The sequence below is a fragment of the Paenibacillus sp. sgz302164 genome (assembly GCF_056120505.1).
Window position 1 is genome coordinate 21,450 of the sequence record NZ_JBVYOL010000051.1, and the last position, 6,102, is coordinate 27,551.

At 53.9% G+C, this 6,102-nt stretch carries 6 protein-coding genes; all 6 read right to left on the bottom strand.

Features of this window, described 5'->3' with window-relative positions:
• Positions 1 to 590 precede the first annotated feature (590 nt).
• On the bottom strand, positions 591 to 722 hold the full coding sequence (locus AC0LWT_RS37980; RefSeq protein WP_474687097.1) for a hypothetical protein: 132 nt from the start codon (positions 720 to 722) through the stop codon (positions 591 to 593).
• Positions 704 to 1,261 (bottom strand): NADPH-dependent FMN reductase, encoded by a 558-nt coding sequence (gene ssuE / locus AC0LWT_RS37985; RefSeq protein WP_474687098.1) that lies wholly within the window; start codon positions 1,259 to 1,261, stop codon positions 704 to 706. The genes AC0LWT_RS37980 and ssuE overlap by 19 nt, the downstream gene beginning before the upstream one ends.
• Positions 1,262 to 1,482: 221 nt before the next feature.
• Positions 1,483 to 4,650, bottom strand: coding sequence for a glycosyltransferase family 39 protein (locus AC0LWT_RS37990; protein WP_474687099.1), 3,168 nt, complete (start codon positions 4,648 to 4,650; stop codon positions 1,483 to 1,485).
• 94 nt (positions 4,651 to 4,744) lie between these two features.
• Complete coding sequence (locus AC0LWT_RS37995; protein WP_474687100.1) at positions 4,745 to 4,972, bottom strand: DUF7667 family protein; 228 nt, start codon at positions 4,970 to 4,972, stop codon at positions 4,745 to 4,747.
• Between the two features lie 103 nt (positions 4,973 to 5,075).
• Complete coding sequence (locus AC0LWT_RS38000; RefSeq protein ID WP_474687101.1) at positions 5,076 to 5,750, bottom strand: HAD family hydrolase; 675 nt, start codon at positions 5,748 to 5,750, stop codon at positions 5,076 to 5,078.
• 165 nt (positions 5,751 to 5,915) lie between these two features.
• On the bottom strand, positions 5,916 to 6,102 hold a 187-nt coding region (locus AC0LWT_RS38005), incomplete at its 5' end, for a hypothetical protein (protein ID WP_474687103.1).

A 6,102-nucleotide genomic window follows, 5' to 3' on the forward strand; every position in this document is an offset into this window, starting at 1 on the left:
ACGGCAGGTATCAGGCAAGGCTGAGGGGAAAGCCTGCGATTGTGCAGGAGGCTTTTGGCGAAAAGCCTGCGGTTGTCAGAGTGTCGAGAAAGTCGCGACACTTTGTCAGGGCAGCCGGAGGGGGTTGCGGCTTGGCAAATTTAAAAGCCTGCAAAAGTGCAGGCTTTTTCTGTGCATGAGGCTCATTTTGAGGAAAAACCTGCAATTGTGCAGGAATTCCCGATAAAAATGAGCCTGAGCTCGTGCTGCAGCTAAAAAGCCTGCACATTTGCAGGAATTTTTCGCTGAAGGCGTATCCGAGAGCAAAAACCTGCACTTTTGCAGGCTTTCTCCGCGTTGTCAATCAGATGTTCTGTCAGGCTGTTGAGAAAGTCCAACTGAATTCCCCTCAGATCAATTTGTATGCGGGTGGCTCTCAGCTCGAAGAGGAAAAATTGATCTAAACCGATCTGAGAAGGGGTATTTCGGCTCGCTGCCAGCGCATGAACGGCTGCGCCGTCTTTGGGCGGCTTCCCGGGGGTCGCTGCGTAGCAAAAAAACCGCCGCCGGACCCACGATGGACCCGGCGGCGGCCTGCCTGCAACGCTCTTTTATACCTCGCGGCTTGTATGCCACTTGATTTCCTGAATAAATTCCGCAACCGATTCATGCAGGCGCGCGGCAATTTCTTCGTCCAAAATGGCCTGCCCCTGCTCGCCCCAAGTTACCTGCTTATCGAGCACGTAAACGCCCTGCAAAATGTTTTGCGCGCCCAGCGAAGACAATACCGGTTTNGGCGCGCGGCAATTTCTTCGTCCAAAATGGCCTGCCCCTGCTCGCCCCAAGTTACCTGCTTATCGAGCACGTAAACGCCCTGCAAAATGTTTTGCGCGCCCAGCGAAGACAATACCGGTTTGAGCGCATAGTCGATCGCCAGCAAATGCGCGATCGTTCCGCCGACTGCAAGCGGCAGCACGATTTTGCGGTCGAGCCCTTTTTGCGGCAGCAGATCGAGGAACGCTTTCAATACACCCGTGTAGGAAGCTTTGTACACCGGGGTAGCGACGAAAACGGCATCCGCTTCGGCAACCAGCGCGTTAGCTTTGACAATCGCCTCGCTGTCAAATTTTGCATAAAGCAAGTCCTCGGCCGGAATGTCCCGCACTTTAATCCATTCCACTTCCAGGCCTGCTTGGAGCAGCTCGCTTTTGGCCGTTTCAATAACGCCGTGCAGACGGGATGTCGGGGTCGGACTTCCGGAAATAATAACCACTTTTGCCATGCCAGTTCACTCTCCGCATGTGATAGTTGATGAAAAAGAGACTCCGCAGCTTTGTTTGCAATCAAAGGGGGGAGTCTCCAGAGGTCCGGTCGACTTGCTCGTATTAATTCATAGTAAATAACTTGGTTTTATCTTACCACCGGCATTCCGGCCCGTCAACCATTATTTGCACGCCCCCGGCCGCTCCAGAGGCTTGCGGGCAGCTCCGGCCGCCGGCCGCACTAGAAAAAGTTCCAGCCCGGCAGCCATCTAAGGAAATGCGAGTAAGCCGCAGGAATAACCATGCCCGATAAAATCGGGTAAAATAGCGCGAACATGACGAACACGGCTCCCAAATATCCGTACACCCATCTCCGTCTGCCGGCGGTGGCGGATTCCTGCATGTATCCCTTGATGTAGTAAGTCAAAATCAAAATGAGGAACGGCACCATCGCGAAATAATGATAAATAAAAGTCAGCCGCGGCACGAGCATCCACGGCAAATACTGCGAGCCGTAGGCGATGAGCAGCATGCCCAGCTTTTTATCGCGCCGCTTCACTGCGACATAGAGCGAAACGATCACCGCGGCGAAGCCGGGCCACCAAACAAGCGGGTTGCCGAACGATATGATGCTGGACAGCATGCCTTCCGGCAGCATTTTGCCTTGATAATACCAGATCGGCCTGAGCATCAGCGGCCATTCCCACCAAGGCGAAGAGAAGGGATGCGTCGCGACGAGATCTTTGTGGTATTTGTACATGTGCACCTGATAAGTAACGACATCCTTCAGGCTGTGGCCCGGACCCGGCACCATCATGAAAGGGATGTAGGACAGCGTGTAAATAATCGCAGGCACGATAGCGAACATCAGGATGCAGTAAGCCAGCGTAAGGAGCGTATACTTCGGAAAAAGACGCCTCACCTGCTGCAGCCTGCCGCGGTCTTCGTCCGCAAGCGTCTCGCCTTCCAGCGCGCTCCGCGCAAGCCGGTATTCGCGGAAGCGCTCCAGGAGCGTCAGGAACAGCAGCAGGGCAAGCCCTGCGCCGCCGTAGATGACGATCCATTTGGACGCGGCGCCGATGCCGAAAAACAAGCCCGACAAGCCGAGGGGCACGAGCGTCTTCCACAGCCGTTCCCGATAAAAGCTGAGCGTCGTGTAGCGGTACATGAAGTAGAACATCAGCATGATGAAAAACACGCCGTACACATCGATCGTAGCAATCCGCGTCTGGGCAAAATGCATGAAATCGAACGTCATCAAAAACGCGGCGATAAACCCGAACTCGGAGCGTCCGAACATCCTTTTGGCAAACACGTAGATGACAGGAATCATGCCGATTCCGAATACCGTGCCGACGATTCTCCAGCCGAACGGATTCAGCCCGAACAGCCAAATGCCGAGCGAAATAAGTATTTTCCCAAGCGGAGGGTGGGTGCTCTCATACGGTTCGATCTTGTGAAGATGCTCGTAGGCCGTCCGCGCGTGATAAATTTCGTCGAAATAGCTGCCTTCCATAAACGTTGGCGTGTACGGAACTACGGCCGGCTCGTCGAACACGTTTTCCGGCTTGCCTTGATCGGCGGGGTTCGCCTCCTGTGCGGTCACCGCTTGAACCGGCACAATCGTGCTGCTGCCGTCAGCGAAAATGCCGACTTCATGCAGGCGCAGCCCCGAACTTTCCAGCGAATCGGCCGTAATTTTCACGTATCTCGCCTGTACTTTCGGCTCCACCGTATTCCAGGTGAGCACTTTCGTGTGATCGGATTTGACGGTCGTTTGCTGGCTCCACGCTTGGCCGTCCGTGGAAAACCAGAACGAATACGAGCCCTCGCCAACCCCGGCAAAGCTATTGATCCTCGTAATGCTGCGCGTGCTGCCGAGATCGGCGACGACCGCCTCTCCCGTCTTGGCAGGCTTCCAGAACGTGACCGGATCCTCGTGCCCGCCCAGACGGTACAAGGCGATGATTGAATAAACCAAAATCAGTCCGCCCAAATACCAGGCATCTTTTTTGGAAAAAAAGCGCCCTTTGCCGCTTCGCTCCAGCTCGTCCTCCGCAGGCTGGAAAATCGTTTTCCAACGGTCGGCGGGCTCGCCCTTCTCGTTCTCCGCCACGGCATCCGTCTGCTGTGCCTGGCCTTCGGGCTTTTCGAACGTTTGATGCTGTACGAAGTACCGCCACCCCAATACAGCCGCGTATGCAAACAAAATAACGTTGACAGCCGAGACGACGAGCATCAGCGGATCGAAACGGGGGATGTGGTAATCCTGATGGAAGCTGCGCAGCAGCACATCGGCCACGTTGATAAAATGCGTAAGGCTGAAGCCGATAAACAAGCCGAGTACCCGCCTGTCCTTCAAATAAATGAAACTCGCCAGCGCCAAAAGCAGCCCGTAATGCAAATACCGCTCGTGCATTTTGGTCGAACAGATGAAAACGGCCGTAATGAACAAAAATGCGACATACAGCAGCGCCCCCTTCCGGTCTTTGCTGCGGATGTACAAGTAGCAGCAGTAGAGCAGCGATGCGGCCATCAGCACCCAGCCCAGCGATTGGTACGATACGTGCAGCATGCTTTTGGTCATTTCGGTAAAATTGCCGCCCAACAGCGCCATGAGATTAAACGCATTGAGCGAAGCGTATGGATATGAAGACAGTGTGCTTATGTACAGTTCGAACAGCCAGCCGTACCCTCTGCCGATGGCAAAAGGCAGCGCCAGCACGGCTATCGTGGCCGCGCCGCTCAAGCAGCTTAATGCGAATGTCATCCAGCTGCGCTTTTTGATGACGTCAATCAGCAGGAACGGCCCGAACAGCAGCGCCTGCGGCTTGAGCAAAATCGCCAGTGCCAGAAATACCGCAGCCAGCGGCAGCTTCCCCTTCTGCTGCTGCAGCAAGGCGGCGAGAATGAACATCATAAAAAAGGAGTCGACCTGCCCCCATACCGCCGAATTGACCCACATCGCCGGATTGAACGCGAACAATGCGGCGAGTCCGAGAGCGGGGAGCCAGGCCCGGCTGCCGCCTCCGGCCTTGACGGCGATCCGGTACACGGCGTAGGACAGCCCGATATCGGCGAGCATCGCAGGGAGCTTCAAAATCGTCAACGATAGCCCGCTTTCCCATGGAATATGGAACAGATGATGAATGAGGCCGATCAGGTATAGCACATACATATACCCAGGGGGGTAATCAAGAAAAAAATTGGCGGCATCCGTGTACAAACCCGAAAGACCTGCGGTATATGCGCGGTCCGCCCAAGCCATAAACGTGCGTACGTCCGTATCGTAACCGGTCCATACCGGTGCAATGACGATCCGCAGAAGCAGCGCCAGGATTAACATGCCTCCTAGCAAAAGGTGCCTTTTTGAAGCCAAGCTTTGAATTTGCCTGAATCGGCTGAACATGCAGCAATCTCCTTTTCCCCAACATGACTATATCCATTATACCCGCCGCTTCCTCCGCAGAAAAGCATGAGAAAAGAAGCACCGACAACAGGTGTCAGTGCTTCGGTTCAAGTTTCTCGATGCGTTCGCAAATTTCATGCAGCCACTCGTAGTCATGAGTCAGCGATGCGCACAACGATAAATTATCCAGCTTCAGCCGATTCCACACATACGTCGCGTTCGCTTCCAGACACAGCATCAGCTCATCCTGCTCCGCCTGGGTCAACTCGCGCGCTCTGCGCATTGTCCATAATTCTGCCATACGTTGATGAACGGCCAACATGATCCGACGTCCCCCTGCCCAAAAAAATTGCTGCTATTATGCATTATGGACAAAGAATGCCGGTTTATAACCCGGAGGCCAAAACTGCCGCACAGTTTTGACGTCATTGCGCCTGCCGGGCGCCAACCCGCTCAATCACGCAGTGGAGATCCATATCCAGCATGGAGTTTAATGTCAAATGGACGCCCGCAGGCGCCTCCAGACCGCTTGTAACTTCGTTCGGGACGACGACGCATTTCATGCCCGCGCGTATGGCGGCCAGCGCACCGTTCGGCGAATCCTCAAAAGCGACGGCTTCTTCCGGCCGAACCCGAAATTCGGCAAGAACCTGAATGTACAATTCGGGGTCGGGCTTTACGTTTTGCGCATCCTCATGTGTGCGGATACAGTCGAAATATGTTTTCAAGTTCCACTTTTCAAGAAACGGAAAAATCCAGTCCTTCGGCGCACTTGACGCAAGCCCGATTCTTAGCCCCATCTCCCGCGCGCAATCCAAATACTCTCGCACCCCCGGCCTCGTTCCTTCATTCCCGAACAGGACATCAAACTTGTCCCGCCTCAGCTTTCTCAGCAGCTCCCGATCATGCTGAACGCCTGTCTGCTCCTGCAAATAGCGGTAGGGGTCAAAAGTGTCGGCATCCCCTCCGATTCGAGTGCAATAAAGCGCAAGCGGCAAATCTACTCCGTAATCTTTCAAAAGCTCCCGAAACGAATAGTATTCAAAAGTTTCCGTATCCATCATAAGTCCGTCAAAATCGAAAACTACCGCTTTAATCAAAAATAACCGCTCCTCCGCAATTTGCTTTATTACGGTATCACTGTACCATTTTATCTAATTAAAGTAATGATAAAGTAAATCTTCGCGGTTGTAAACTGTGAGTCAGGCGTGGGATTCGCGTCACTCGGGATTGGGGGGCTTGCCCAATGTTGTCAGGTTAAGCGGTTATAGCCCCCGCCGCTTGGTCTTCGTGAATTTGTTAGCTTTTGTCTGTTTGTTCCGTTTGAAAGAGCGATCCTTCACTATAGGGACGATGTTGCGCTGAAGCTCCTCCAAAAATCGGGCGTGCAGGTCGTCCCTTTTCGTATCGTCTTCTTCCAGCATCATTTCGATGAGCCGATTGCGCAATTTG

Coding starts and splice junctions, on each gene's coding strand:
- AC0LWT_RS37990 (WP_474687099.1), bottom strand. CDS start 4,650: ATGTTCAGCCGATTCAGGCAAATTCAAAGCTTGGCTTCAAAAAGGCAC.
- AC0LWT_RS37995 (WP_474687100.1), bottom strand. CDS start 4,972: ATGTTGGCCGTTCATCAACGTATGGCAGAATTATGGACAATGCGCAGA.